28 protein-coding genes are annotated in these 24920 nt (G+C 62.8%); 18 read left to right on the forward strand and 10 right to left on the reverse strand.

Annotation, left to right across the window (positions count from 1 at the left end; genetic code table 11):
• Positions 1–11 precede the first annotated feature (11 nt).
• Together IVA95_RS03380 and IVA95_RS38655 are read right to left on the reverse strand one after the other, a co-directional pair.
• The gene (locus IVA95_RS03380) at positions 12–1196 is read right to left on the reverse strand and encodes an FAD-dependent monooxygenase (RefSeq protein ID WP_247509211.1); all 1185 of its coding nucleotides are present in this window, start codon (positions 1194–1196) and stop codon (positions 12–14) included.
• Between the two features lie 394 nt (positions 1197–1590).
• A complete protein-coding gene (locus tag IVA95_RS38655) occupies positions 1591–1821 on the reverse strand; it encodes a hypothetical protein (protein ID WP_253075369.1) in 231 nt (76 codons plus the stop codon).
• On the opposite strand from IVA95_RS38655, the gene IVA95_RS38660 reads away from it, so the two are divergent.
• The 3 genes from IVA95_RS38660 (at position 1797) to IVA95_RS03395 (ending at position 3970) form a co-directional block, all read left to right on the forward strand.
• Positions 1797–2321: a tripartite tricarboxylate transporter substrate-binding protein gene (locus IVA95_RS38660; protein ID WP_346657976.1), complete on the forward strand. Its 525-nt coding sequence runs from the start codon at positions 1797–1799 to the stop codon at positions 2319–2321. The two genes, IVA95_RS38655 and IVA95_RS38660, sit on opposite strands and share 25 nt — an antisense overlap.
• A 147-nt stretch (positions 2322–2468) precedes the next feature.
• Positions 2469–3449, forward strand: a complete 981-nt coding sequence (gene mepA, locus IVA95_RS03390) for a penicillin-insensitive murein endopeptidase (protein WP_247509212.1) — start codon at positions 2469–2471, stop codon at positions 3447–3449.
• On the forward strand, positions 3446–3970 hold the full coding sequence (locus IVA95_RS03395; protein WP_247509213.1) for a Spy/CpxP family protein refolding chaperone: 525 nt from the start codon (positions 3446–3448) through the stop codon (positions 3968–3970). The genes mepA and IVA95_RS03395 overlap by 4 nt, the downstream gene beginning before the upstream one ends.
• A gap of 42 nt (positions 3971–4012) precedes the next feature.
• Here the strand turns inward: IVA95_RS03395 and IVA95_RS03400 are convergent, their stop codons facing one another.
• From IVA95_RS03400 to modA, 3 genes are read right to left on the reverse strand one after another with little or no spacing between them, the layout of a single operon-like run.
• Positions 4013–4783 carry an ABC transporter ATP-binding protein gene (locus IVA95_RS03400; protein WP_247509214.1) on the reverse strand — a complete coding sequence of 257 codons (771 nt, stop codon included), beginning with the start codon at positions 4781–4783 and terminating at the stop codon, positions 4013–4015.
• On the reverse strand, positions 4776–5444 hold the full coding sequence (gene modB / locus IVA95_RS03405) for a molybdate ABC transporter permease subunit (protein WP_247509215.1): 669 nt from the start codon (positions 5442–5444) through the stop codon (positions 4776–4778). Before modB ends, IVA95_RS03400 begins: the two co-directional genes overlap by 8 nt.
• 2 nt (positions 5445–5446) lie before the next feature.
• The gene (gene modA / locus IVA95_RS03410; RefSeq protein ID WP_247509216.1) at positions 5447–6229 is read right to left on the reverse strand and encodes a molybdate ABC transporter substrate-binding protein; all 783 of its coding nucleotides are present in this window, start codon (positions 6227–6229) and stop codon (positions 5447–5449) included.
• 146 nt (positions 6230–6375) lie between these two features.
• On the opposite strand from modA, the gene IVA95_RS03415 reads away from it, so the two are divergent.
• On the forward strand, positions 6376–6525 hold the full coding sequence (locus IVA95_RS03415; RefSeq protein WP_247509217.1) for a hypothetical protein: 150 nt from the start codon (positions 6376–6378) through the stop codon (positions 6523–6525).
• A 195-nt stretch (positions 6526–6720) separates the two neighbouring features.
• On the opposite strand, the gene ilvD is transcribed toward IVA95_RS03415, so the two are convergent.
• The 3 genes from ilvD to IVA95_RS03430 form a co-directional block, all read right to left on the reverse strand.
• Positions 6721–8565, reverse strand: coding sequence for a dihydroxy-acid dehydratase (gene ilvD, locus IVA95_RS03420; protein WP_247509218.1), 1845 nt, complete (start codon positions 8563–8565; stop codon positions 6721–6723).
• A 135-nt stretch (positions 8566–8700) separates the two neighbouring features.
• Complete coding sequence (locus IVA95_RS03425; protein ID WP_247509219.1) at positions 8701–9894, reverse strand: CoA transferase; 1194 nt, start codon at positions 9892–9894, stop codon at positions 8701–8703.
• 160 nt (positions 9895–10054) lie between these two features.
• The gene (locus IVA95_RS03430; RefSeq protein WP_247509220.1) at positions 10055–10984 is read right to left on the reverse strand and encodes a glycine/sarcosine/betaine reductase selenoprotein B family protein; all 930 of its coding nucleotides are present in this window, start codon (positions 10982–10984) and stop codon (positions 10055–10057) included.
• 276 nt (positions 10985–11260) lie between these two features.
• On the opposite strand from IVA95_RS03430, the gene IVA95_RS03435 reads away from it, so the two are divergent.
• Positions 11261–11548, forward strand: coding sequence for a hypothetical protein (locus tag IVA95_RS03435; protein ID WP_247509221.1), 288 nt, complete (start codon positions 11261–11263; stop codon positions 11546–11548).
• Between the two features lie 27 nt (positions 11549–11575).
• Here IVA95_RS03435 and IVA95_RS03440 read toward each other — a convergent pair whose 3' ends face one another.
• The gene (locus IVA95_RS03440) at positions 11576–12493 is read right to left on the reverse strand and encodes a LysR substrate-binding domain-containing protein (RefSeq protein WP_247509222.1); all 918 of its coding nucleotides are present in this window, start codon (positions 12491–12493) and stop codon (positions 11576–11578) included.
• A 116-nt stretch (positions 12494–12609) separates the two neighbouring features.
• On the opposite strand from IVA95_RS03440, the gene IVA95_RS03445 reads away from it, so the two are divergent.
• The 4 genes from IVA95_RS03445 to IVA95_RS03460 all read left to right on the forward strand — a co-directional run bounded on the left by IVA95_RS03445 (position 12610) and on the right by IVA95_RS03460 (position 14062).
• Complete coding sequence (locus IVA95_RS03445; protein WP_247509223.1) at positions 12610–12828, forward strand: hypothetical protein; 219 nt, start codon at positions 12610–12612, stop codon at positions 12826–12828.
• Between the two features lie 39 nt (positions 12829–12867).
• Positions 12868–13299, forward strand: a complete 432-nt coding sequence (locus IVA95_RS03450) for a globin family protein (protein ID WP_247509224.1) — start codon at positions 12868–12870, stop codon at positions 13297–13299.
• Between the two features lie 21 nt (positions 13300–13320).
• A complete protein-coding gene (locus IVA95_RS03455; protein WP_247509225.1) occupies positions 13321–13608 on the forward strand; it encodes a DUF1330 domain-containing protein in 288 nt (95 codons plus the stop codon).
• 226 nt (positions 13609–13834) lie between these two features.
• Positions 13835–14062: a dodecin gene (locus tag IVA95_RS03460; protein ID WP_028350994.1), complete on the forward strand. Its 228-nt coding sequence runs from the start codon at positions 13835–13837 to the stop codon at positions 14060–14062.
• 77 nt (positions 14063–14139) lie between these two features.
• Here IVA95_RS03460 and IVA95_RS03465 read toward each other — a convergent pair whose 3' ends face one another.
• On the reverse strand, positions 14140–15933 hold the full coding sequence (locus tag IVA95_RS03465; protein ID WP_247509226.1) for a potassium/proton antiporter: 1794 nt from the start codon (positions 15931–15933) through the stop codon (positions 14140–14142).
• A gap of 224 nt (positions 15934–16157) precedes the next feature.
• Between IVA95_RS03465 and IVA95_RS03470 the strand changes: the two genes are divergently transcribed.
• From IVA95_RS03470 to IVA95_RS03510, 9 genes are all read left to right on the forward strand, one after another.
• Positions 16158–17468, forward strand: coding sequence for a mechanosensitive ion channel domain-containing protein (locus IVA95_RS03470; protein ID WP_213251193.1), 1311 nt, complete (start codon positions 16158–16160; stop codon positions 17466–17468).
• 116 nt (positions 17469–17584) lie between these two features.
• Complete coding sequence (gene map / locus IVA95_RS03475) at positions 17585–18409, forward strand: type I methionyl aminopeptidase (RefSeq protein ID WP_213251195.1); 825 nt, start codon at positions 17585–17587, stop codon at positions 18407–18409.
• A gap of 239 nt (positions 18410–18648) precedes the next feature.
• Positions 18649–19608 carry an MBL fold metallo-hydrolase gene (locus IVA95_RS03480; protein ID WP_247509227.1) on the forward strand — a complete coding sequence of 320 codons (960 nt, stop codon included), beginning with the start codon at positions 18649–18651 and terminating at the stop codon, positions 19606–19608.
• Between the two features lie 169 nt (positions 19609–19777).
• The gene (locus tag IVA95_RS03485) at positions 19778–20305 is read left to right on the forward strand and encodes a hypothetical protein (protein WP_247509228.1); all 528 of its coding nucleotides are present in this window, start codon (positions 19778–19780) and stop codon (positions 20303–20305) included.
• A 149-nt stretch (positions 20306–20454) separates the two neighbouring features.
• Complete coding sequence (gene radC, locus IVA95_RS03490) at positions 20455–21168, forward strand: DNA repair protein RadC (RefSeq protein ID WP_247509229.1); 714 nt, start codon at positions 20455–20457, stop codon at positions 21166–21168.
• A 215-nt stretch (positions 21169–21383) separates the two neighbouring features.
• Entirely contained in the window at positions 21384–21959 is a 576-nt protein-coding gene (locus IVA95_RS03495) for an HdeD family acid-resistance protein (RefSeq protein ID WP_247509230.1), read from the forward strand.
• 57 nt (positions 21960–22016) lie between these two features.
• Positions 22017–22235, forward strand: coding sequence for a hypothetical protein (locus IVA95_RS03500; protein ID WP_213251205.1), 219 nt, complete (start codon positions 22017–22019; stop codon positions 22233–22235).
• Between the two features lie 49 nt (positions 22236–22284).
• Positions 22285–23313, forward strand: a complete 1029-nt coding sequence (locus IVA95_RS03505) for a patatin-like phospholipase family protein (RefSeq protein ID WP_247509231.1) — start codon at positions 22285–22287, stop codon at positions 23311–23313.
• A gap of 14 nt (positions 23314–23327) precedes the next feature.
• A complete protein-coding gene (locus IVA95_RS03510; RefSeq protein ID WP_247509298.1) occupies positions 23328–24782 on the forward strand; it encodes a GntP family permease in 1455 nt (484 codons plus the stop codon).
• Positions 24783–24920: the final 138 nt, after the last annotated feature.

Below are 24920 nucleotides of genomic sequence, written 5' to 3' on the forward strand. Positions count from 1 at the left end.
GGAACGCCCGTTCAGCACAGCGAAGATGCCGCCGCTTGCGCTTCGGGTACAACGTCGTGATCGTAAAGCCGCCTGCGGAACGCCGCATGGGCTGATATCTCGGCATCGCGCACGCCGAGATCGGCGTAGGACGAATCGTAGCGCATCCCATTCTCGCGCGCACCGCGCTGAACCGCTGCTACCCGCTCGCGCCTCAGCCGCTCGTAAGCCAGCAGCGCCGCCGGTACGTTGGCGCACGACGCCCGCGCCAGAATGGTTGCCAGCGCCATGCCGTCCTCGATCGACTGGTTGGCGCCCTGGCCGAGATGCGGCAGCATCGGATGCGCAGCATCGCCGAGCAGCGTCAAGCGCCCGCGCGTCCAGGCCGGCAGCGGCTCGCGATCATAGAGCGCCCATCGGAACGTCCTGTCGACCTGGCTCAACAACGCGCCAATGCGCGGGTCCCAACCCTCGAACTCGCGGCGAAGCACGTCGGGATCTCCGGGCGCAGACCAGGATTCCTTCATTTCGGCATCGGCCGGCACGAAGCCGACATAGTTGATGAGTTCGCCCGATCGGACCGGAAAGCTGAGAAAATGCTTTCCCTTGCCCAGCCACATCTGCCAGCAATCCGTCGGCCAGTGCGGAATGCGCTGGTGCGGCAGCACGCCGCGATAGGCGACGGAGCCGTGAAAAACCGGCCGGGACGGCGGCGCCGCAAAGCGCCGGAGCTCCGAATGGATGCCATCCGCGGCAACGACGATGTCGCCTTCGGCGTCGGCGCCATGGGCGAATGTCACACGCACAACCTGATCGGCCTGCTCGAAGCCCGTGGCGCGATGGCCCGTGCGAACCACCGCGGGCGGCAATCCGTTCGCCAGAATCTCGACGAGGTCCGCGCGATGCATGCCGAACGTCGCGTTCCAGCCCGAGGAGTCCGTCACCTGAACCGGGGCGATCGGCGCGCCGTCGTGGCGAAAATAGTGAGAAGCGGTACCGACCCTGGCTCCCCGTCTTTCCACCTGATATCCGAGCCCCACCCGCTGCAATTGCCGCACGCTGTTGGGTGTCAGAAATACCCCTGCCCCGACCTCGCCAAGCGCGGGCGCCTGCTCATAGACGGAAACATTGAAGCCGTGAGCGATCAGCGCGTTCGCGGCGAACAATCCGCCGATGCCAGCTCCAATGATCACAACAGTGAGCTGCGGCTGCGTCATCATCCCACGCGAAAAAAGCTTCGGAAGCTTGCTCGTTCAAGCTATCCTCACTTGCTGCAAACACCAAGTGCCGGCGCGGACAGTTTTGGACCGGACGAAGAACGACAGCGGGAGGAGTTTCAATGCAAGGCTCCATGCCAGCTCTGCTTGCCGCCCGCCGTAAACTGGCGCTCCTGCCGCTGGTTCTGATCTTGTCCGCGCATTTTTGTGCGCATGCATCGGCCGCGGATTATCCGGACCACCCCGTAAAAATCGTGGTGCCCTTCCCCGCCGGCGGAACGGCCGATGCCATTCCACGGATTGTCGCGGACTGGCTATCACGCAAGTGGAGCCAGCCGGTGGTGATCGAAAACCGCACCGGCGCCGCAGGAAACATCGGTGCCGAACAGGTCTTTCATTCGGCGCCCGACGGCCACACCCTGCTCTCGTCGCCGCCGCCGCCGCTCGTCATCAACCAGAATTTGTACCCCAGGCTCGGCTTCGATCCGACGAAATTCGAGCCGATCGTCGTGATGGCCCAGGTACCGAACGCGCTGATCGTCAATCCGAACAACGTCAAGGCATCGAACGTGCCCGAGCTTATCGAATATCTGAAAGGCAATTCCGACAAGACGATCTGCGCCACGCAGGGCAAACGGCACGACCTCGCATCTGACGTCGGAATTGTTCCAATCGATGGCGAAGGTGAAGCTGCGGCACATTCCCTATCGCGGCTCGGCGCCTGCGCTGCAGGGGCTTGTCGCCGGCGACGTCGACGTCATGTTCGACAATCTCGGCGTCTCGCTCGCGCTCGTTCAGGCGGGCAAGTTGAAATTGCTGGCGGTGGCCTCGTCCGAACGGCTCCCGGCGCTGCCAGACGTGCCGACGATCGCCGAAACGTTGCCAGGTTTCGAAGCGGTCGCCTGGTACGGCATCGTGGCGCCGCCCAAAACTCCGAAAAACATCGTCGAGAAGATCAATGCCGATGTGAACGAGGCCTTACGCCAGCCCCAGGTGCAGGATCAGCTCAAGAAACTGTCCGCAGGCATTTTCGGCGGTCCGGTCGACAAGTCATCCGCTTACATGCGCGAGGAAATCGACCGGTGGGCCGCGGTGATCAAGTCCGCCAACATCGAGTTGCAGTGAAGGCCGGCGTTAATTGATCTCGATGCGGGTGTTGCGCGGATAGTTGCGCTGGAGTGGGGTCACGCAATTGCGCTTGCGGCGCCTGTCCTCTCTTACCGGTTTCATGCTAAGTTTGCCAATCGAGCGATCCCTGAACTCTCTGGTCCGATGAACCCCCGCCTGTTTCTGATCCCCCTCATAGCCTTGATAGCCGCCGCCAATGCCGCGAGTGCATGGGCGCAGGACAAGGGCACGGTCCATCCAAAACCGCTGCCGCCGCTGGCCAATCCCGATGATCCCAACATCGCCGCCAAGGAGCTGTTCGGCCGCAAGGTGCTGCCCGCGGCGATGCCGACGCGCGTGCACGGGTTTTACGCCCATGGCTGCATCGCGGGCGCGGAAGGGCTGCCGATCGACGGCGACAATTGGCAGGTGATGCGGCTGTCGCGCAATCGTTACTGGGGCCATCCGGATCTGGTCGCCCTGATCAAACGGCTGGCCGCCAGAGCGCGCCGGGATGCGGGCTGGCCCGGCATCCTGGTCGGCGACATGTCGCAGCCGCGCGGCGGGCCGATGCTTACCGGGCATGCAAGCCATCAGGTGGGGCTCGACGCCGACATCTGGCTGACGCCGATGCCAAACCGGCAGCTATCGCGCAACGAGCGCGAGGAGATGTCCGCGGTGATGATGGTGCGCAGCGACCGGCTCGATATCGATCCGCACGCCTGGACGTCGACGCATCTTGCGGTGATCCGCGCCGCCGCGCAGGAGCCCAGCGTACAGCGCATCTTCGTCAATGCCGCGATCAAGAAAGCGTTGTGCCGCGAAGCCAAGGGCGACCGCGGCTGGCTCCACAAGGTGCGGCCGATGTACGGCCACGACTATCACTTCCACATCCGCATCAAATGCCCGCCCGGCGCGAGCGAATGCGAAAGCCAGCCCGATCCGAACGAGGGCGACGGCTGCAGCGCGGGCGATCTTGCCTACTGGTTCAGCGACGCGGTGCTGCATCCGAAGCCGCCGAAAGTGCCGCCGAAACCGAAGCCGCCGATGACGATGGCTGCGCTGCCGCCCGCCTGCAAGTCGGTGCTGAACGCACTGGATGCCAAACACGAAGTATCAAGCCGACCCACCGGAGAACGACGATGAAGATTTGGCCCCTGATTGCATCGATCGCATTCGTCACGAGCGTACACGCACAGACGCCGTATGCCGGGATGCAGGCGCGCCCGATCAAGGCGCTTTCCGAGCAGCAGATTGCCGACCTCGGCGCCGGCCGCGGAATGGGCCTGGCGCTCGCGGCCGAGCTGAACGGCTATCCGGGGCCATTGCACGTTCTCGAGCTTGCCGACAAGCTCGAACTCTCCGCCGAGCAACGCGCCAGCATGCAGCGCCTGTTCGATTCCATGAAGGCCGAAGCGATGCCGCTGGGCGCCAAGCTGATCGAACAGGAAGCCGAGCTGGACAAGCTGTTTGCCACCCGTACCGTTACGCCCGAAAGCCTGAAGGCGTCCACCGCGGCCGTTGCCGCCACGCAAGGGATGCTGCGCGAGACCCACCTGAAATATCATTTGTCGACCGGCAGCATTTTGACCCCGTCGCAAATGACCAAGTATGCAGAGTTGCGCGGTTACGGAAGCGGCGGGCACAAGCGACACCATCATCATTGATAGGGCCGGCGGCTTGAATTGGTAAATCCACGTCTGAGCCCGTTACCTCGACTGCGATCCCGTCGAGCGAGTACTGATCCGCTCTATTAGCTGATCTGGCAGGTCTAGCGCCTCGACTACTCGCTGGTTCGCGGGAGCTTTCATCAGCTCTGCAGGTGTCCCAACTTGCAGGGTTTCTCCCTTATCGATGACGCACATTCGATCCGCGAGGGATGCCGCTTCATCGAGATCATGTGTGACCATAACGATCGGGATTTGCATGACCTTCCGTAGCTCCGCAAGTTCGTCGCGGAGCTTGCGCCGGGTGCGACGATCAACAGCGGAGAAGGGCTCGTCCATAAGCAGCACTGCGGGGCTACGTGCGAGCGCGCGGGCAACGGCAACACGCTGCTGTTCTCCCCCGGACAATGAAGCGGGATATCGACTATCGAATCCTTGAAGGTGCACAAGAGACAGCAGCTCTTGCGCCTTTGCGTCTCGCGCTGCCTTCGGGCTCCGTCCCAGCGCCGTCGTCACATTTCGAAGCACTGTCATATGTGGAAACAGGGCATAGCCCTGAAAAACCAAACCCACCGGACGCTTGTGCGGAGGGACATGCACGCCGTTCGCAGCATCAAGCCAAACATTGTCTCGGCAGCTAACACGCCCTTCGCGAGGCCGGTAGAGACCTGCGATTGAACGAAGAATAGTGGTCTTGCCGGCCCCCGACGGTCCCACCAAGGCGAGTAGCTGATTTGGCGCACATGAGAACTCGACATCAAGAGGAATCGGCCCCTCCTGGCGCAACCGAACTTGCAATCCGCTGTCAGGCATAGCGACGTCCGATCCGAGCAGAAAGAAAGTAAGTGAGCGAAAGTGCAAGTAACGAGAGCGCAAGCAGCAACACTGACATGATACCCGCTGCGTTGTTGTCGAATGCCTGAACTCGATCGTAAATGGCAACAGCAACGGTCCTGGTCTCCCCCGTGATATTGCCCCCCACCATGAGCACAACTCCGAACTCACCCAGCGTATGGGCGAATGCGAGCACCATACCGGTAACGATTCCCGGCCAAGCCAACGGAAGATCGATCGTGAGAAATACTCGCCATGGCGAAAGCCCCGAACAGGCGGCGGCTTCTCGTATCTCGACCGCAATAGCCTCGAATCCTCGTTGCATAGGCTGCACGACGAAGGGAATGTTTGCGATCAACGAAGCAAGTAACAGCCCTTCGAAGCTGAAGGCGAGCGGATGACCGCTGATGCCTTGCCAGAGCTGTCCCAAGGGAGAATTGCCTCCAAAGGCTACCAGCAGGTAGTAGCCAAGAACGGTCGGCGGCAAGACCAGCGGCAGCGCCAACAACGCCTCAACAAAGCCCTTGCCCTGGAACCGATTGAAGGCGAGCGCCCGGCCGCAGATGATTCCCAACGGCAGAAGGACGAGCACCGTCAAAGCTCCCAGCTTGAGCGATACAGCAAGGGCCGACCAATCCATGTTTAGGACGCTTCGCCAGGCAGAACGAACCCAAACTTGCGGAATGTTACGCGGGCTGCTGGCATCTGGACGTAGCGATAAAATTCTCTGGCGACGGGGGTCGCATTTTTCATCAAGACCATTCGCTGTCGCAACGGCTGATGCCATTCGGCAGGAATCAGAACAAATGAGCCGAGCGAGCTGACGGCCGGCGCAAGCGCGAGCGAATAGGCAAAGATGCCGCCTTGCGCCGCCCCCGATGTCGCGAACTGTGCCGCTTGTGAAACGTTCTCTCCCAACACGAGCTTTGGCTTGATCACGTCCCACAGACCTCGATTCCTCAACGCCTGTTCGGCGGCGCGCCCGTAGGGGGCGTGCTCGGGATTAGCAATTGCAAATTTCTGTATGCGACCATCGACGGTTGCCGCGCGAACATCATCGAGCTGACCGTCTGCTCTAACGGGAGAGCCCTTCGGAACGAAGAGAACAATGCGGCCCTCCGCGTAGAGGGTGCCACGATCCATTGTCTTGCCTGCGTCTGCGAGCTGAAAAACAAAACCTTCGTCAGCCGACATGAACATTTCGAATGGCGCGCCCTGTTGCAACTGGCGCGCAAAATTGCCCGATGACCCGAAGTTCAGTCGCACCTCCTGGTGAGTCTCGGCTTTGAATTTGGCAGCGACCTCCTCCAATGCAAACTTTAGATCCGACGCAGCAGCGATAGTTGGAGTCTCTTGCGCGTGAACGCCGCTTGCGGCAATCGTTCCAAATAGGATCAGCAGAAGGCGTGAGAGGAAGTGAGGCATGATGGCTCCCTGCGCAAGCGCGTACCTGTTCAATCGACGGGATTGAGTGCGCTCGTTGCCATCGTAACGACAGCACGACGGCTTACGGCTCACCGTGCGGATGCATACAATCCTAGCATATAGAAATGGGAGCGCGAGAGGCAAGTTTGTTCGGTTTGAGCAAATCTGCATTGCTACATTTCGATCAGCCGCCTGCTCTATGGTCTGTCCGCTCGCTGCGTCGATGGGCGACACAGATCGTGATGCTCAAGCGCGGCCGCGTCACGGTGCTCGGCGGCGTCAAGGTGCTGACGTAGGGGCCATCAGGCAAGTGTAGCCGCGACGAGACTGCCCTCTCTCTCTCTCTCCCGCTTGCGGGGGAGGGCCGGGGTGGGGTGCCGCCACAAGTCACACCGTTCGTGTGGAGAGAGCCCCCACCCGGATCGCATCTACGATGCGATCCGACCTCCCCCGCAAGCGGGAGAGGTAAGACAAGCCGCCGCGCTCAAACCTCACTCCGGAACGATGCGCACCGCACCGCGGGCGGCGCTCGTCGTGAGCGCGGCATAGGCCTTCAGCGCCATCGTCACATTGCGGCTGCGCTTCTTGGCGGGCTTCCAGGCGTCCGCCCCGCGGGCCAGCATGGCTTCGCGGCGCTTCGCCAGCGTGGCGTCATCGACCACGAGGCTGATCGAGCGCGCGGGGATATCGATCTTGATCAGGTCGCCGTCTTCCACGAGGCCGATCAGACCGCCTTCGGCGGCCTCCGGCGAAATGTGTCCGATCGACAGGCCCGACGAGCCGCCGGAGAACCGGCCATCGGTGATCAGCGCGCAGACCTTTCCTAGCCCCTTCGACTTCAGGTAGCTGGTCGGATACAGCATCTCCTGCATGCCGGGGCCGCCGCGCGGACCCTCATAGCGGACCACGACGACGTCGCCGGCCTTGATCTTGCCGCCCAATATGCCTTCGACTGCCGCGTCCTGGCTTTCGAAAATCCGCGCCGGTCCTTCGAACTTCAAGATGCTCTCGTCGACGCCGGCGGTTTTGACGATGCAACCGTCCAGCGCCAGATTGCCTGACAGCACTGCGAGTCCGCCGTCCTTGGAGAAGGCGTGCGCGGCGTCGCGGATGCAGCCGGTGGCGCGGTCGGTATCGAGTTCCTCGAACCGGCGCTCCTGGCTGAACGCGACCTGCGTCGGCACGTTGCCCGGCGCCGCCGTGAAGAACTTTCTGACGCTTTCGCTCTTGGTGCGCACGATGTCCCAGCGGCTCAGCGCGTCTTCCAGCGTCTTGCTGTGAACCATCGGCAGGCCGCGGTTCAACAGTCCGGCGCGATCGAGTTCGCCGAGGATGGCCATCACACCGCCGGCACGGTGGACGTCTTCCAGATGCACGTCCGCTACCGATGGCGCCACCTTGCACAGCACCGGCACGCGGCGCGACAGCCGATCGATGTCCTGCATCGCGAACGGCACCTTGCCTTCGTAAGCCGCCGCCAGCAGATGCAGCACCGTGTTGGTCGATCCGCCCATGGCGATGTCGAGCGTCATCGCGTTCTCGAACGCCTTGAAGTTCGCGATGTTGCGCGGCAGCGCGGTTTCGTCCTCCTGCTCGTAGTAGCGCCGCGCCAGATCGACGATCAGATGGCCGGCTTCGACGAACAGCCCCTTGCGATCCGCATGCGTCGCGAGCACCGAACCGTTGCCAGGCAGCGCCAAGCCCAGCGCCTCGGTCAGGCAGTTCATGGAATTGGCGGTGAACATGCCCGAGCACGAGCCGCAGGTCGGGCACGCCGAACGCTCGATCACTTCCACATCCGCGTCGCTGACGCTGGTGTCGGCGGCAGCGACCATGGCGTCGATCAGGTCGACGGCGCGGACCTTACCCTTGAGGTTGACCTTGCCGGATTCCATCGGGCCGCCGGAGACGAACACGGTCGGGATGTTGATACGCAGCGCCGCCATCAGCATGCCGGGCGTGATCTTGTCGCAGTTGGAGATACAGACCATGGCGTCGGCGCAATGCGCGTTGACCATGTACTCGACGCTGTCGGCGATGATTTCGCGCGAGGGCAGGCTGTAGAGCATGCCGTCATGGCCCATGGCGATGCCGTCGTCGACCGCGATGGTGTTGAACTCCTTGGCAACGCCGCCCGCCTTCTCGATCTCGCGTGCGACGAGCTGGCCGAGATCCTTCAGGTGCACATGGCCGGGCACGAACTGGGTGAAGGAGTTGACCACCGCAATGATCGGCTTGCCAAAGTCCTCGTTCTTCATCCCGGTGGCGCGCCAGAGCCCGCGGGCGCCCGCCATGTTGCGGCCGTGGGTCGTGGTTCGGGAACGATAGGCGGGCATGATCTATCCTTCTTGGATCGGGAAAGGCGTCTTTTAGACGGTAAGCCCGGCCGCTCAAAGCGGCTTGGTGCAGGGTCGCCATGCGCAGGCATGCTCAAAACGGGACAGAAGCCAACGCCCCTGCCCCGGCTACCGCTAGACGACCTCGCACGTGCGCAGTTCCGCGATCGCGGCTACGTTGTAGCCGAGCGAGGCCAGCACCTCGTCGGTGTGGGCGCCGAGCGCGGGCGCCATGCGGTCGAGCCGTCCGCCGCCATGGGCGAGCTGAAAGCCGCTGCCGGCAAAGCGCAGGCGGCCATAGGGCGTATCGATCTCCTGAATGGCACCGCGCGCGGCGATCTGCGGGTGGTCGATCACCTCCTCAATCTTCCAGATGCTGGCACAGGGCGCGCCTGCGGCTTCCAGGAGCTTTTCCCACTCGCGCGGGTCCTTCTTCGATAGCGCCTCCTCGATGATGGCCCGCAGCGCCGGCTCGTTTTCCTGCCGGGCAAACCAGTCGACGAAACGCGGATCCTCCAGCGCATCGGCGCGGCCGAGCGCCGTCATCAGCGCGTGGTATTGCTTCTCGCTGTTGACTGCGAGCAGCAGATAGCCGTCGCCGGCCCTGAACAAATTGGCGGTCGGCCTTCGGCTCACGGCCTGATTGCCGGAAAGCTGCTGGCGGTGGCCAGCGACTGAATAGTCCGCGACTTGCCCGGACAGGAACGCCAGCGTCGCCTCCAGCATGGAGACGTCGACCAACTGGCCCTTGCCGGTATGGGTGCGCTGGAACAGCGCGCTCGACACGCCGAAGGCTGCGGTCGCGCCCGACAGGACGTCGCAGACCGCGAAGCCCGCGCGCGTCGGCCCGGTCTCAGGATGGCCGGTGATCGACATGATGCCCGACAGCGCCTGGATCTTGCCATCATAGCCGGCGCCCAGCCGCTCGGGACCGGTCTGGCCGAAGCCGGAGATGGCGCAATAGATCAGCCGCGGATTAATGGCCGAGAGCGCAGCGTAGCCGATGCCGAGCTTGTCCATCACGCCGGGGCGAAAATTCTCCATCACCACATCGGCTTGGGTTGCGAGCTGTTTGACGATGGTGATCGCCTCCGGCCTCGATAGATCTAGAGTGAGGCTGCGCTTGTTGCCGTTGATCGCTTGCCAGCCGGGAGCCAGCCCCCGCTCGGCCCATTCGCGGCTCAGCGGCGTGCGGCGCATGTCCTCGCCCTCGCGCCGCTCCACCTTGATGACGTCGGCCCCGAGCAGCGCGAGCTGATAACTCGCATAGGGGCCAGCCAGCACTTGCGTGAAGTCGAGAATCTTCACGCCTTCGAACGGTCGGGTCACGTCTATTTCCTCCTGATTCTTCCCTCTCCCCTTGTGGAACAGGGTGGACGCGACACGCGGAGTGTCGCGGACGGGGTTGTCTCCGCGGAGAGAACCCCTCATCCGGCGCGGACCTCGTCCGCGCCACCTTCTCCCACAACGGGAGAAGGGAGAAGGGACGTCACGCCGCCCGGTTGCCGCGCGCGATTTCCTTCTGCTTGTCGAACTCGGCGCGGCGCCGCGCCAGCTCCTCCGGGCTCATCTGCGAGATGTTGTTGTAGTCGAGCTTCCAGGAAGAATCCTCGCTCCAGCGCAGCGGCGACTGCATCGTGGTGCGCGCGCCGGGGGCGGACTCGAGTAGCCGCAGCGCCAGTTCAAGCGTCAGCGCCTGCGACTCTACGTCATGCGGCTTGCCGGCGGAATTGCCGAGCGGGAAATCCGAGAACAGGAAGCGCGGCGCGGCCGCATATTCGACGATGTCCTTGGCGCAGCCCATCACGACGGTGGCGATGCCGTTGGCTTCGAGATGGCGCGCGACCAGCGCCGACGTCTGATGGCAGACCGGGCAGTTCGGCACGATCACGGCGGCATCGACCTTGTCGGCGAGGCAGCGGGCAAGGATGTCGGGCGCGTCGACGTCGATGGTGACGCGATGGCTGCGATTGGTCGGCGCCCCGAAGAAGCGCGGCGCGACTTCGCCGATCCGCCCCGCGGCCCTGGCCTTCAAAAGCTGTGGCAGCGGAAACCAGGTGCCGCTGTCGGTGGCCGTGGTGTGCTTGCGGTCGTAGCCGATATGCGAGATGCGCAAATCGTGTTCTTTCGAGGTGTCGCCGTCATAGACCTGGTAGAACTTGGCGCTGCCATTGTACGCCGCGCCCGGTCCCTGATCGCCCTTGGTGGGATCATACTGGGCCGCCGTGGTGACGATGGTGACGCGCGATTTTGCCAGCGGCTTTTTCAGCGGCTGGAACGGCGCGTCGACATAATGCGCCCAGCGGTAGGGCGTGGTGTAGCCGATCGCCGCGTAGTAGTCGCGGGTCCGCTGCATATAGGGAACGGCAGAATCATAATCGGGCGCAAAACCGAGCTGGTCGTCAGAGGGGCCGGACATTGTTGTGTCTCTCCTGCGTTTCCACCGTGCGGCCGTGAAGCGGGCCTTGTGCCGCAGGCTAATGATACTCCGTTCATTCCTCAACTGCGGATATTGCATCAGACCTGCGCTGAATCGCTTCCTGAGCGCACGAATGCAGGCTGGATGGCATTGATCGCTTGCTGCGTGCTGTAGGTCACACGTGAACGCGCGTTCATAAAAATCCCTCGAACGTTCTCCGTACGCGGCGCGTCTCACAGGCATATCAGGCAATCACGCCTGGATTGGAGAATGTAAATGTTTCGCAAGATTACCCTCGCTGCCGTCGCCGCTATTGCCATGACCGCGGCTGCGGTCGCACCGGCGTCCGCCGGCGGCAAGCATGGTGGCCATCACGGTCACGGCCACGGCCACGGTCACGGCCATCACGGCCACGGTCACCATGGGCATGGCCATCATGGGCATGGTCACTGGGGCCATCGCCACTTTGGAACATCGTTCTATGTTGGCGGGAGCTGCTACAAGACCATCTTCACCAAGTACGGTCCGCGTACCGTGTACGTCTGCGCTCCCTACATCTATTGAGGGCGCATAGCAGATGACGGGAAGGCCTCAGCCGACGGCTGGGGCCTTTTTCTTCATCGCAAACGCCTTCCTTGCAGACCTGGCGCGTTGCTTCGTCAGTAGATCACGCAGCGCGTGCACCTTTGGCGAATCGGCGCCCTTACGCCAGATCAGGTAGGTGTCGGCGCGGTTCTCGCCCGGCGGCAAGCGATGGACCTTCAGCCGCCGGCTTTCTGGAAATGTCGTCAGCACGCTTCTCGGCAGCAGGGCAACACCCATACCGGCAACGACACATCCAAGCATCGCATGATAGGAGCCCAGTTCGATGGTGCGCTCCGGCATCTGATTTCGAAGCGCGTACCAATCTTCCAGCCGCTTGCGATGCGGACAGCCATGCTCGAACGCAAGGATAGTCCGCGGAAAGTACGCGTTCTTACCTTTGCCGATCGCCGGTGTGTCGGCGGCGGAGACGATCACCGGCTCTTCCTCGAACACGGCAACTTTTTCGAACAGCGCCTCGGCAATCGGCAAGGTCACCAGCGCAGCATCGAGCTCATTGGCCAGGAGCGCCTTCGAAAGCGCCGTGGGATTTCCGGTGCGGAGTTCGAGCACCACGTCCGGATAAAGGCGATGATACTCGTTCACCGGCCCGGGCAAGCGGACCGCGGCGGTGCTCTCCATGGCGCCGAGACGGAAGACTCCGCGCGGCCTCGGATCCTGAACCGCGTTACGCGCCTCGTCGGCGAGCGCGAGCAACCGGTCCGCGTAGTCCAGCAATACCTGTCCCGCCGGCGACAGATGCAGGCGTTTTCCCTCGCGTATGAAAAGCGGAATACCGAGTTCCTCTTCAAGCTGGCGAATGCGCGTCGTCACGTTGGATTGAACCCGATACAGCCGTTGCGCCGCGCGAGTCACGCCGCCTTCGCGCACCACGGCGCTGAAGATCTTCAGATCGGACAGGTCCATATATCTCTCCAGAAGATCATGATGATCATTATTATTCATTTTATGTGATCACCGCCTCATCGTAAAGCCATCGCACCTCATCGTTTCAGACGACGCAACGACGAAGGATCGAGTCCATGATGCACACGATAAAGCGGATCGAGACGAGCCCACCCGATATCAGCCGGCTGTCACCAGCCGATTTCCTCGCACTGAAGGATCGAATCATTCGGGAAGCGCGGATTGCACGGACGGCAGCCATTCACGCCGCATTTGCACGAGCGATCACGGCAATCACCGCCTTCGTAACGCGCCGCCATACAGATGCCGCCGCGACAGTACGGCCAAGCTGCTGATTGCATTCAATTGAGTTCACATTTTCTTGGAGCACGAGCATGTCACCGGAAGACAAGGCAGCTGTTAAAATCACCTGGGCAAAGATCGTCCCGATCGCCGACGTGGCGGCCACGCTGTTTTACGAACGGCTGTTCACACTCGATCCTTCCTTGCAGCCGATGTTTGGTCGCACGGATATGAAGGAGCAGCGCCGCAAGCTGCTGGCGGCCCTCAGCGCGGTCGTCAACGGACTCGAAAACCTCGAGCCGCTTATCCCCGTGCTTGAAAACCTCGGCCGGAACCACGCCCGCTATGGCGTGATCGATGCGCACTATGAGACGGTCGGCGCAGCACTACTTTGGACCCTCGAGCAGGGTTTGAAGGAAGCCTGGACGCCAGCGGCGAAAGCTGCCTGGACGAAAGCCTATGGAGCCGTTGCGGACGTGATGCGTAGCGCGGCTGCGACATCCGCCATGCCGGCCGTCGCCTGAAAGCGAACGTGGAGTTTGATCATGCCCAAAGCCTACTGGATCGTGCGGGTCAGCGTTCGGCAACCCGAACGCTACCCGGACTATCTCGCCGCCGCGCAGCCGGCTTTCGAGAAATTCGGAGCGAAGTTCATCGTGCGCGGTGGCCCATTCGAGTTGATGGAGGGCTACGCGCGCGATCGTAACGTCATCGTCGAATTCGCCGATAGCGATACTGCGATGGCCTGCTACCGGAGCGCCGAGTACCAGAAAGCGAAAACGATCCGCCAACAATATGCGGATGCTGACTTCATCGTCGTCGAAGGCGCCTGAGATCTCGCAACCGAAGCCCGTTGCGCTGCCGTGGATCGCACGCGGAGCCTTTCACCGCTCCCTCGTGCCAGCGCTCGTGATGGCAAGCCACCGGGGCCGCAAAGTCTCGGCAGCAGGCAGAAAATCATGGAACTGAAGAGCTTGAGAACTCGTTCAGAATGGACACGCTCCTGATCGCAACAGAACAGGAGGAAGCAGGCACCAATCGCCGCAACGGAGGTTTGCAATGCCCAGTACCGCTGGAACGACGGATCACGTTTACAAGATCCTGGATCTCGCCGGATCGTCCGAAAAAAGCATCGAGGATGCCATTCAGAACGCCATCACCCGCGCATCAAAGACCATTCGCGAATTGAAATGGTTCGAGGTCGTGCAGACCAGAGGCCATATCGAAAATGGATCGGTTCGCCATTACCAGGTCACCTTGCGGGTCGGGTTTACACTGGAGGAGTAACTCTGGCGTAACGCCCCGCTTCGAATCCAAACGTCGCGCTCTGTGACGGACCACAGCCAAAACAAGTCTTGTGGCGATCAAACGCCTGCCACCGACGACCAGATCTCCGCAAGCTTGCGCTTGAAGCCCTGCCAGCTTGTCAGGGGCGCGACCTTCTCCTCGTCTTCCGGCAGCCGCAGGCCAACCACGTTGACGCGGCCGCCACTGATATTGCGCGCGACAAGGACGATGGGATCGAGCGCCAGCTCCGCGCCTGCTTTCGGCGCGTGGTCGAGATGGATATCGAAATAATCCGATAACGTCAGCTTGGCCTGAGCCTCGCTGATCGTGACGCCGTAGACCTCCGCCAGTTCACCCAGCGTGTGCTCGCCCGACACCATGAAATCCCCCAGCAGATGCGGGTCGGGCGCCGTGCTCGGCGGCATATCGACAAAGAAACGATCCAGCGCCTCGGCCTTTTCCGGCGGCGCCAGCAGATAGACGTAATCGCCGGCTTCGATCGGATCGGCCTCGTCTGGCGAGAGAATCCGCTCGTCGCGGATGACGAGCGTCGGCTTCGACCAGGATGGCGTAAGGCCACGCCGGAAATACAGGCTCTTCGCCCGTACCGGATAGCCGACCAGTTGCTGCTCGAGCTGGCCGGGCAGATCGAGCTCGACGCGCCGCGGACCGCGCTCGACGCGCGGCAGCGCCACGTGCAGCCACCGCGCCGCCGGCGCCAGTGTCCAGCCCTGCAGCAAGAGCGAGATGATGACCACGACAAAGGCGACGTCGAAATAGAGATAGGCTTTTGGCAATCCGACCAGCATCGGGATCGAGGCGAGGAAGATCGCGACCGCGCCACGCAGGCCGGTCCAGGCGATGAAGACCTTTTCCCGCCAGTTGAACCGGAACGGTACCAGGCACAGCAACACCGCGATCGGCCGCGCCACCAGCATCAGTACCAGCGCCACGATCACCGCCGGACCGACGCTATCCAGCAGGCGCTGCGGCGACGCCAGCAGCCCGAGCAGGACGAACATCACGATCTGTGCCAGCCAGGTCGCGGCGTCGAGAAACGTCACCACCGAATTATGGGCGCGCGTCGGCCGGTTGCCGACGATGATTCCCGCGAGATAGACCGCGAGAAAGCCCGACGCGTGTGCAATCTGCGCTACACCGAAAACCACCAATGCAGCGGTCGTGACGAAGGGCGCGTGCAAGCCCTGCGGCAGCGCCATGCGATTGAGCGCCAGCACCACCAGACGACCGCCGACCACGCCGAAGATGGCGCCGAGCAGGCCTTCACGGGCGAGTTCGAATGCGACATGGCCGAGCGAGCTTTGACCGATGGAAATGAATTTGACCAGCATCAGGGTGAGGAAGATCGCGAACGGATCGTTGGTGCCGGATTCCACTTCCAGCGTCGCCCCCACACGGGGACGCAGGCGCAGGCCCTGGGTGTGGACGAGCAGAAACACCGCAGCGGCATCAGTCGACGCCACCACCGCGCCGACCAGCAGCGACTCGGACCAGTTCAAGTCGAGCACGTATTTGGCGACCGGCGCTGATATCAGCGCGGTGAGCAATACGCCGATGGTCGCCAGCACCATCGATGGGGCAAGCACCGTGCGAATGCTCTGAAATTTGGTTCGCAAACCGCCGTCGAACAGGATCAGCGCCAGCGCCACCGAGCCGACCAGATAGGTGGTGCGGACATCATCGAAGCTGAGCTGGCCCGGTCCGGCATCGCCCGCCAGCATGCCGATCAGGAGGAACACCAGCAGCAGCGGCGCCCCGAAGCGCAACGCAAGCAGGCTCGACAGGATGCCCGCCATCACCAGAATGGCGCCCAGAAAGATGGCGATGCTGACCGAGTCGAGAGAAGCCATGAACCTCCGATATCGTCGCAAATACTTGCAATTGCATCCTTATCGTTGCCACACTTGATCGCCAACCCATTTTCTGCGATCGCGGCAATGTGCCCGATTTACCGGCCTAACCTTGCCCCTTAGCTGCGTGTCGATGGCATCCGCACGTCGCCTGTGAGAATCTGCCTGCTATTCGCGAATCACCTTTGTCTGATGAGGCCAGAGCCTCGAACGAGAATTTTCCGATGGACCTGAAAGAGATCATCGAGATCCTCCACAACGCCGCGCGTTCGGTCGGCGCGGAGGTCACCTCGCCCTGGTTCTATCTGCAACTGGGACTGATCCTGACCGCCGCAGGCATCGCCTGGGCCAGCGCCGCGGCCGTGCGCTCCAGGATAGACGTGTCGTCGGTTGCGATGGGCTGGCCGGCGCCGTTCCGGCTGTTCGTCCGCGTGCTGGTCGGCAGCACATCGACGGCGGTGTTCGCACTCCTGATGACGCTGGCGCGCGGGATCATGATTGCGTCGACCTGGCCGAGCCGCAGCTATCTGCTGGCAGTTGCCGCCAAGCTCGCCTTCGCGTGGCTGGTCATCAATCTCATCACCTCGGTGATCCGCAACACCTTCGTGGTGCGGCTGGTGTCGATATCGGCCTGGCTGGTGGTGGCCCTGAGCATCCTGGGCCAACTCGAGCCGGTGGTCGAGGCGCTCGATTCGGTCTCGATCGTGCTCGGCGATCTCAGGCTGACGCCGCTGCTCCTGATCAAGCTCGGCGCGCTCCTGATCGTGGCACTGTGGCTGACCAACATCGCCAGCAATTTCGTGGAAGGCCGCATCACCCGGTCCGGCGATCTGACGCCGTCGATCCAGGTGCTGCTGGTCAAGATCGTCCGCTTCACGCTGATGGTATTTGCCATCGCGATTGCCCTGAGCGCGGTCGGCATCAACCTCGCGGCGCTCGCGGTGTTCACCGGCGCGGCCGGCGTCGGTATCGGCCTCGGCCTGCAGAAGATCGTCGCCAACTTCATCAGCGGCATCATCCTCTTGGTCGACAAGTCGGTGAAGCCGGGCGACCTCGTCACCATCGGCGACAACACCGGGCGCATCAGTACGATGAAGACACGCTACATCTCGGTTGCCGCCGGCGACGGCCGCGAGTTCCTGATCCCGAACGAGGATCTGGTGACGCAGAAGGTCGTGAACTGGACCTACACCGACAAGAACACGCTGGTGAAGGTGCTGTTCAGCACCAACTACGATGCCGATCCGCGGGCGGTGTGCAAACTGGCCATCGACATTGCCGACGCCGTGCCGCGCGCCATCAAGAACAAGCCCCCGAACTGCATCCTGACCGAATTCGCCGAGGCCGGCATGAAGTTCTCGCTGACCTTCTGGCTGCCCGATCCTGACGGCCTCGACAACGTCAAGAGCGACGTGATGCTGGCGCTATGGGACGCGTTCAAGCGGGAGGGGATCCGTGTTCCCTACCCGGTCCGCGAAATCCGCGTCCGCGGCGGCGCGCTGCCGGTCGAGCCCGTGGTGGAAGTTTCCGGCTAGATGCAAGCCTTTTAAAGCCGCGCCGTGGTCCAACCTCGGCTTGCGCTGACCGGTCGGATCATTAAATTAGGCATTCAAAATCAGCCCTTTTTCCGTTCCAGAAGCATGACCCGCCCATGAGCTATATCGAAGCCACCGACACCTCCTTGCGAAAAACCGGCCAGATCAAGCTGCATGGCGCCAGCGGCTTCGCCGGCATGCGCAAGGCCGGCGCGCTGGTGGCCAAATGCCTGGACGAGCTCACCGACGTCGTCAAGGCGGGCGTTCCGACGTCGCGGATCGACGAATTCGTGCGCGACTTCGCCTTCAGCCATGGCGCCTATCCGGCGACGCTGATGTATCGCGGTTACCGCTACTCAACCTGTACCTCGATCAATCACGTGGTCTGCCATGGCATGCCGGGCGACCGCGCACTGAAGGAAGGCGACATCGTCAATATCGACGTCACCTTCATCGTCGACGGCTGGTACGGCGATTCCAGCCGGATGTATGTGATAGCCCCGATCGCGCGCAAGGCCGAGCGGCTGATCGAAGTCACCTATGAGGCGATGATGCGCGGCATCGCGGCGGTGAAGCCCGGCGCCACCACCGGCGACATCGGCCATGCCATCCAGAGTTTTGTCGAGCCGCAGGGCATGAGCGTGGTGCGCGATTTCTGCGGCCATGGCCTCGGGCGCATGTTCCACGACGAGCCCAACATCATCCATATCGGCCGGCCCGGCGAAGGCGTGATGCTCAAGCCCGGCATGTTCTTCACCATCGAGCCGATGATCAATCTCGGCAAGCCGCATGTAAAAATCCTGTCCGACGGCTGGACCGCGGTGACCCGCGACCGCTCGCTGTCGGCGCAGTTCGAGCATTCGGTCGGCGTGACCGCGACCGGCGTCGAGATTTTTACGCTGTCAGAGCGCAACGGCGAGAAGCCGCTGGCTCCGGCCTAACCGGGTCAGCGGCTCGCTTCAATCGGCCATCCGTCCCGGCCGCGAGTCTTGCTTGCAAATGCCTCGCATGTGCTGAGAGCCCTGCCTTGCCGAGAGCCACGCCGCATTGCGGCAACACGCCTTGTCATTGAGCTGCAATAGCACCGGAATATCCCGGGTTGTGCGGGGTAGCATCTACCGCGAGCCCTTCGGAACGGAAGTCTCTGGCGGGCAAAAGAGCAACCAAGGGAGCAAGGGCAATGTTCGAAATTTCACGTCGCGATCTGGTCCTCGGGAGCACGGCGGCAGCGCTCGTTTTCGGCCTCAAGGGACCGGTTTCATTCATCGGCGCGGCGCATGCACAGCGCGCCGCTGACAGCCTCAAATTCAAGGTCGGCGAGATCGAGGCCTTCAGCCTGCATGAGGGCAGTGTCGAGCGCGTTCTCAATGAAGGCTTCGTGAAGAATGCCTCGCTCGACGACGTCAAGAAGGCGCTGACGGCCGGCGGGATCGGTCCGGACAAATTCGACAATCCATTCACCGTCACCGCGATCCGGACCGGCGGCAAGGTCGTGCTGTTCGACACCGGCTTCGGCGCCAACGGCCCAGCAACGGTCGGCAAGCTCGCCGACAACATGAAGGCGGCCGGTCTCGATCCGGCCAGCGTCTCCACGGTGGTGATCTCGCATTTCCATCCCGACCACATCTCCGGCCTCTGGGTGAAGGAGACCAATGCGCAGGTATTTCCGAACGCGGAAATCCTGATGCCCGAGGTGGAGTACAAGTTCTGGACCGATCCGGCGCTGGTGGAGAAGATGCCGGAAGCCTTCCGCCCACACGTCAAGCGGATTCAGGCGACCTTCCCGACTTGGAAGAATATCAAGCAGTACAGCGACGGCGCCGACGTCGCGCCCGGCGTGAAGGCCATCGCCACGCCCGGCCACACCGTCGGTCACATGTCCTTCCTGGTGGCATCAGGCGGGCAGCAATTGTTCATCCAGAGCGACGTGACGGGCATTCACCAGTTGTTCGTCCGCAATCCCGGATGGTTCTCGATGTTCGACTCAGATGGACCCAAGGCGGAAGCCACGCGGCGCGCGTTCTTCGATCGCGTGATCGCCGAAAAGGGAATGATCGCGGGCTATCATTTCGGATTCCCGAACGTCGGCACGCTGACGAAGGACGGCAACGGCTATGCGTTCGCGGCCGTGAAGGCCTGACGGCGCGATAATCTGAAATGAATCGAAGGCGCCGTGCTTCGCGCGGCGCCTTTTCTCCATCCGAAATCGGCCACCCCGGCAAGCGCCGTCAACCGCAATTTTTTCCAAGCGCTAAGCCCCTCATTTGGCAAGTCTTCCGAAGATCACGAACATCAGCGGGAGAACATCTATGGCCAGCGAATCGTTTTCATTCATCGATGCACTGTGCAGCAACGGTCCGGCGGCGGACCGCGCCGACAAGATGATGCTCTACGGCCGCTTCGTCGGCGCCTGGGACGGCACCGTGACGGTGCACCCCGCAAAAGGCGAGCCGTTCGGCTCCAGCTGCGAGGTGCATTTCGGCTGGGCGCTGCAAGGCCGGGCAATCCAGGACGTCTGGATCGTGCCCTCGCGCACCGGACGCGCGACCGGCGAGGGCGACAGGATGTACGGCACCACCTTGCGGATCTACGACCCGCAACAGGACAACTGGCAGATCATATTCGTCGACCCGGTGAGGCAATCCTACAACCGGATGACCGGCCGTCAGGTTGGCGCCGACATCGTGCAGGAGTATCGCGACGCCTCGGGCACGATTTGCCAGTGGTGCTTCACCGAGATCGAAGCCAACTCGCTCCACTGGATCAGCCGCGAATCGGCGGACGAGCGGAAGACGTGGCGGCTGACCGGAGAATTTCATCTTAAACGCAGGGTGTGACTCAATTATCGGGCGCATCGCGCGCGACGATAGCGCCTCCCGGCGGCAGCGTTTCGCCGGCCTCTACCGGCTGGCGTAGGCGCCTAGAGGATCAATCACTGCGATTTTCGTGGTTGCAAAATTTCGCATCCACGGCACATTTGGTGCCGATGCCCGCCAAGATTGATCCAACGGAAAGCCCGGACAGCGACAAGCCGCACTACCACGGCCATCGCGAGCGGCTGCGCGAGCGGTTTTACGGCGCCGGGCCGGAGGCGCTGAGCGACTACGAGCTACTGGAGATGGCGCTGTTTCCGGCCCTGCCCCGGCGCGACACCAAGCCGCTGGCGAAAGCGTTGTTGAAAGAATTCGGCTCGTTTGCCGAGGTCATTCACGCGCCGGTGGCACGCCTGCGCGAGGTCGATGGCATTGGGGAAGCCTCGATCAACCAGATCAAGCTGCTCGCCGCGGCGGCGAGCCGGGTCGCGAAAGGTGAGATCAGGCGCAAGATTGCGCTCTCCTCCTGGAACGATGTGATCGATTATTGCCGGAGCGGCATGGCGTTTGCCGACAAGGAGCAGTTCCGCCTGCTGTTCCTCGACAAGCGTAATCAACTGATCGCCGACGAGGTGCAGCAGACCGGCACCGTCGACCACACCCCGGTCTATCCGCGCGAGGTGATCAAGCGGGCACTCGAACTATCGGCGACCGCGCTGATCCTCGTGCACAACCACCCCTCCGGCGATCCGACGCCGTCGCAGGCCGACATCCACATGACCAAAGCGATCATCCAGATCGCGACTCCGCTCGGCATTTCCGTGCACGACCACATCATCGTCGGCAAGAACGGGCATTCGAGCCTGAAGGGAATGCGGCTGATCTAGCCTACCGCTACCGCTCAATAGTCGCCTATCAAACGGGACGACCAGCACCGCGGCGTGGCAAGACCTCGCACAAACTACGACCGAAGATATCGAAATCAGGTGATCACAATGGCTAGTTGTGCTAGTCTTCACGTGTCGAATGTCCCGCGCCGCGCGCCGTCGCGTTGAGGGCCGACAAACTAACGTCGGATAGGTTTTCGCATCGGAGGACCGTCATGACCAGCACTTCAGACACCGTAAAAAGCCCTCAGGCCGGTTCGGATACGGCGCCGCTGCGCGCCAAGTGGGGCTGGATCGTCGCACTCGGCGTCGTCTATCTGCTCGCCGGGCTTATCGCGCTTGGCAGCGTCGCGATGGCCACTGTCGTGAGCGTCCTCGTGGTCGGCGTGATGATGATCATCGCCGGCGTCGCCGAGGTGTTTGGCGCTTTCCAGATCAAGAGCTGGGGCAAATTCCTGCTCTGGGCCCTGCTCGGCGTACTCTACATCATCGCCGGCTTCGTCACGTTTCAGAATCCGCTGCTAGCCGCTGTGCTACTGACCCTCGTTCTCGGCGCATCGCTGTTGGTCTCGGGCATCATGCGAATCGTGCTGGCCTTCAGCATGAAACGGGAAACGCCCTGGATCTGGGTGGCGCTATCAGGCGTAATCACGCTACTGCTCGGCGTACTGATCCTGGCGCGCTGGCCGGTTTCGAGTCTCTATATCCTCGGCCTGTTCCTCGCTATCGACCTCATCATGGCCGGCGCTGGTTGGATCGGACTCGGCTTCGGCCTGCGCCGCGCTCGCTGAGGTGTGGTTAGCGGGCTGCGCGTAGCGCAGTCTCTTGATCGACGAAAAGGAGGCGCCATGCGCTGGATCTACCTCGCCGTCATCATTCTGTTCGTCGCTGCGACAGTTATCTTCGCGCTGCAGAACTTCGAGGTCGTCACCATGTCTTTCCTCGGCATCAATGCCCGCGTGCCGCTCGCGCTGCTGGCCGCCGTCGCCTACCTCTTGGGCGCGGCAACGGGTGGCAGCCTGTTCGCATTGCTGCGTCGATCCTACGAAGGGTCGAGGGGGCTATAGCAGCGTCCCGGGTTGAGTGTCGTTTCATCTCCGATCAACGAGGGTGATGATGGACGAAACAGCGCGCGAACCTGTCCTGGTGGACCTCGCTTTGCAGGGCGGAGGCTCCCACGGCGCGTTCACCTGGGGCGTGCTCGACCGGCTGATCGAGGAGCCGTGGCTGCGGATCGAAGCAATCTCCGGCACGTCGGCGGGCGCAATGAATGCAGCCCTGGTGGCCGACGGGTGGACGCAAGGCGGTGCCGATGGCGCGCGGGCGGCGCTCGCGGCCTTTTGGCGAGGTGTGTCGCGCGCTGCCGCGTTCAGCCCGCTGCAGCGCTCGCCGCTCGACCGGCTGATGGGCCGCTGGACGCTCGACACGTCACCCGCCTATGTCGCCATGGACCTGATGGCCCGTGTGCTTTCGCCTTATGATCTAAATCCGCTCGGCCTCAACCCGCTGCGTGCCATCCTCGCCGAAAGCATCGATTTCGACCGACTGGCCCGGGCATCAATCAGGCTGTTCGTCACCGCGACCAGTGTGCGCACCGGCCGCGGCCGTATCTTCCGCAACGCGGAGATCACGGCCGACGTCCTGCTTGCCTCGGCTTGTCTACCGACCATGTTCCAGGCGATCGAGATCGACGGCGAACCCTATTGGGATGGCGGCTACGCCGGTAATCCGACCCTCACGCCGCTGGTGCGCGAAAGCGACGCTCACGACACCATCCTAGTGCAGATCAATCCGCGCGAACGACCAAAACCGCCGCGTACGGCGAACGAAATTCTCAACCGCCTCAACGAAATCTCCTTCAACTCGGCGCTAATGAAGGAATTGCGCATGATCGCACTGCTACGGCAGGTGGCGGACCCCGGACACGGCGAGGGCGCGCGCTGGGCCGGAATGCGCACGCACCGGATCATGACCGACGCACTCACGGAATTCGGCGCATCATCGAAACTCAACGCTGAATGGGAGTTCGTTTCGCTGCTTAAGGAAGAGGGACGCAAGAGCGCCGACGCATTCCTTAAGGCGCATGCTGACGACCTCGGCCAGTGCTCCACCGCCGATATCGATGCACTGCTTGCGGAGTGCTGAGGGCGATGACTCTGTTGGGCCTTCTCGGTATACTGATCGGACTCGGCCTGCTGATCTTGTTCGCGTATAGGGGCTGGAGCGTGCTGCTGCTCGCGCCGCTCGCCGCGCTGGTCGCCGCCTTGTTCTCCCGCGAGCCGCTGCTGGCCCACTGGACCCAGACCTTCATGGTCAGTGCGGCAGGCTTTCTGGCCCAGTTCTTTCCGCTGTTTCTGCTCGGCGCCCTGTTCGGCAAACTGATGGAAGACAGCGGCTCAGTCGCCGCGATCGCGGCCTTCATGACGCAGCGGCTGGGCACGCGGCGGGCTGTGCTCGCGGTGGTGCTCGCCGGAGCGCTCGTCACATATGGCGGTGTCAGTCTGTTTGTCGCCTTCTTCGTGCTCGCACCGATGGCGCACGAGCTGTTTCGCAGCGCCGGCATCCCGCGGAGGCTGATGCCGGCGGCGATCGTGCTCGGCACCTCCACCTTCACCATGTCGGCGCTGCCCGGCACGCCATCGATCCAGAACGCGATCCCGATGCCGTTCTTCGGCACCACGCCGTTCGCCGCGCCCGGCCTTGGCCTTCTGGCATCGTTGATCATGCTCGGCTTCGGCCTGTGGTGGCTCAACCGCGAGGAGGCCAACTCAAGAAAAATCGGCGAGAGCTTCGGCGACGGCGTGCCGATGCCTTCTGCCCGTCTTGCCACTGACGAAAAGCTGCGCGAACGCGCCACCACCGCGCGGGAGTTCGATCCGGCGGAGATCTTGCACGGTGCGGTAACCGACGCCCCGCCGTCGGTTGCACTCGCCGCACTGCCGCTCATTGTGGTGATTCTCGTCAATCTCGCGATGTCGCTGCTCATCTTGCCGGCGCTGGACACCCGCTTTCTTGCCGAAGCTCGCTGGGGCGGAACGTCGCTCGCAGCCGTCGGCGGCGTTTGGGCTGTCATCACAGCCCTCGCCTGTGCGATCGTGACGGTCCTCGCCGTCAGCCATCGGCGATTGCCGGCCCTGCGCGCAACCATGGACGCCGGCGCCAACGCCGCCGTACTGCCGGCTGTGAGCGTTGCGAGCCTGGTCGGCTTCGGCGCCGTGGTGGCGGCGATGCCCGCCTTCGATGTCGTGCGCGACACCGTGCTCGGCATCGGCGGCGGACCGCTGGTCTCGCTTGCGGTGGCGACCAACGTGCTCGCCGCGCTCACGGGCTCGGCATCGGGCGGGCTGACCATTGCGCTCGACGCACTCGGGGGGACGTATATGGCGCGCGCGGCGGAGATCGGACTCGATCCCGCGCTGCTGCATCGCGTGGCGGTGATCAGTTCGGGTACGCTCGACAGCCTGCCGCATAACGGCGCGGTCGTCACGCTGCTCGCCGTCTGCGGATCGACGCACCGGGAGAGCTATCGCGACGTCGTCATGGTCGGTATCGTCGGCGCACTCGTCGCCCTCGCTGCCGTCATCGCGCTCGGCTCGGTGGCGGGATCGTTCTGAGCCATCGGCACTGCGTCTCAATAAGTGTTGCGCGCAGGCGCGCGACTGCATATTTGGTTCAGTGCCTTAATCGGCAATTTCGTATTGCGAAGCTGGCGGCGGCGCCCCGTTACTCCCGCGCATTTCTTGCGCAAGAGT

It is taken from the genome of Bradyrhizobium sp. 157, from assembly GCF_023073815.1.
Taxonomy (GTDB): domain Bacteria; phylum Pseudomonadota; class Alphaproteobacteria; order Rhizobiales; family Xanthobacteraceae; genus Bradyrhizobium.